At 70.3% G+C, this 2,068-nt stretch carries 2 protein-coding genes; both read right to left on the bottom strand.

The genetic code is table 11. The features are described 5' to 3' along the window. The coding region (locus tag NU688_RS33865; RefSeq protein ID WP_257865365.1) for an ABC transporter permease at positions 1–1,129 on the bottom strand (1,129 nt) is incomplete at its 3' end. Beyond that, positions 1,122–2,068 (bottom strand): ATP-binding cassette domain-containing protein (locus NU688_RS33860; protein ID WP_257865363.1); only part of this gene is annotated, 947 nt, incomplete at its 5' end. The genes NU688_RS33860 and NU688_RS33865, both read right to left, overlap by 8 nt.

Raw genomic sequence — 2,068 nt, 5'->3', positions numbered from 1 at the left:
CACCCACGCGACGCAGCCGATGACGAATGAAGAAGTCGCTCGATGCCACGCACACCACGACGATGGCCTGGATCAGCTGCACCATCGAGAACGGCACCTGGTAGAACACCTGCAGGCTGCGGCCGGTGACGAACAGCGCCGCCACGAGCAGCGCCACCACGGTGGCCGCCAGCGGGTTGTTGCGCGCGAGAAACGCAATGAGGATGCCCGAGAAGCCGTAGCCTTGGTAGAAGGCCTGCGTGAGCCGCCCCTCCTGGCCCGCGGCCACCGCAAAGCCCGCCAGCCCGGCCATCGCCCCCGACAGCAGCACCGCGCCATAGATGGTGCGACGCACCGGTACGCCGTTGGCATGCGCCACGCGCGGGTTCGCATCGACGAAGCGCAGGTACAGCCCCACGCGGCTCACGCCCACCAGCCACCATGCCAGCAGCGCCACGATGCCCGCCAGCAGGATCGCGCTGCCCACGCCCGCGCCCAGTTCGGGCAGCCGCTCGAAGGCACGGAACTGCGGCGAGTAGGGGAAGTTGTCCTTCGGGTCCTTCCAGCTGCCGTAGACCAGGTGCAGCAGGAAGTTGGCCGCCATGTAGTTGAGCATCAGCGTCGAGATGATCTCGTTCACGCCCAGCTTCAGCTTGAGCCACGCCGGCCCCAGCACCCAGAGCAGGCCGCAGCCCACGGCCGCCATGAACATCAGCGGCAGGCGCAGGTGCTCGGGGCCGATCTGCCACATCGAGACGGCGGTCGCACCGATGGCGCCCCAGACCATCTGGCCTTCCAGGCCCAGGTTCCAGAAGCGTGCGCGGAACGCGATGGCGCCTGCCAGCCCCACCAGGATCATCGGCGCGGCCTGGAACAGCACGGCGCGCAAGTTCTGGCCGTCGAGGAAGGTCTGCACCACGAACTCGTTGGCGAGCTCGTCGGCAGGCACGCCCGCGGCCACCAGGATGGCGGCGGAGATCGCGAAGCCGACCCCCAGCGCGGCAGCGAGGATCAGCGCCTGCCAGCGCCAGGCCATGTGCTGGCGGATTTCGAGGGCGTAGCGGCGGCTGGCCAGCGGCTGGGTCGCGCCTTGAGTCGTCGGCCCGGTTTCCGGCGCACGCGCCATGGCGGCCAGCGATGCATCAGCCATGGTCCACCATCGCCTGTCCGATGGCCTGCCGGTCGGCCGGTTGGGCGAACTCGCCGGCAATGCGCCCGCGCGTCATCACGCCCACGCGGTCGGCCAGTTGCAGCACTTCGTCCAGGTCTTCGCTGATGAGGAGCACCGCCACGCCGCCGTCGCGCGCGGCGCGCAGACGCGCATGCACCTCGGCACTGGCACGCACATCGAGCCCGCGGCTGGGGCTGTGCGCGAGAACGAGCGTGGGCGACTTGCCGAACTCGCGCGCGAGCACCAGCTTCTGTGCGTTGCCGCCGGACAGCAGCGCGGCCTTCTGTGCCACCGAGCGCACGCCTTGCACGTCGAAGGCGCGCACGGCTTCTTGCGTGTCGCTCTGGATGCGGTTGCGGCGCAGGTGCCAGACGGGGCCGTAGCGCCCGCTGTGCACACGGCCGATGGCGTAGTTCTCGGCCACCGACAAGCCGCCTGCCAGCGCGAGGCCGTAGCGGTCGGCCGGGATCGCGGCGATGCCGACGTTGCGGCGGGCCGGGGCGGTCATGGTCTTGAGGTCGCCGTGGCCTTCGAGATGCATCTCGCCTTCGAGGGCTTCGCCCGGCAGGCCCATGATGGCGCCGGCCAGCTCGCCCTGTCCGTTGCCGCCGACGCCTGCGAGCCCGTATATCTCGCCGGCATGCAGTTCGAGGTCGACCCCGTCGAGCACGCGGCGGCCCTGCGGCGATGCTGCTGAACGCAGGCCGCGTACCGACAGACGCACCGGGCCGCGGGGTGCCTTTGCCGGCTGCGACGAAGGTGCGGCGATGGAGTCACCTACCGTGAGCTTCACGAGTTCACTCACCGACGTGGCGCCGGGCTCCAGCGTCGCCACCGTGCGCCCGCCGCGCATCACCGTCACGCGGTCGGCGTAGGTCTTCACGTCGGCCATCTTGTGCGTGACCAGCACCACGGCGG

It is taken from the genome of Variovorax sp. ZS18.2.2 (assembly GCF_024701975.1).
Lineage (GTDB): Bacteria > Pseudomonadota > Gammaproteobacteria > Burkholderiales > Burkholderiaceae_C > Variovorax.
Note: the sequence above shows the minus strand (reverse complement) of the source record. Positions and strands in the feature narration are given on the sequence as shown.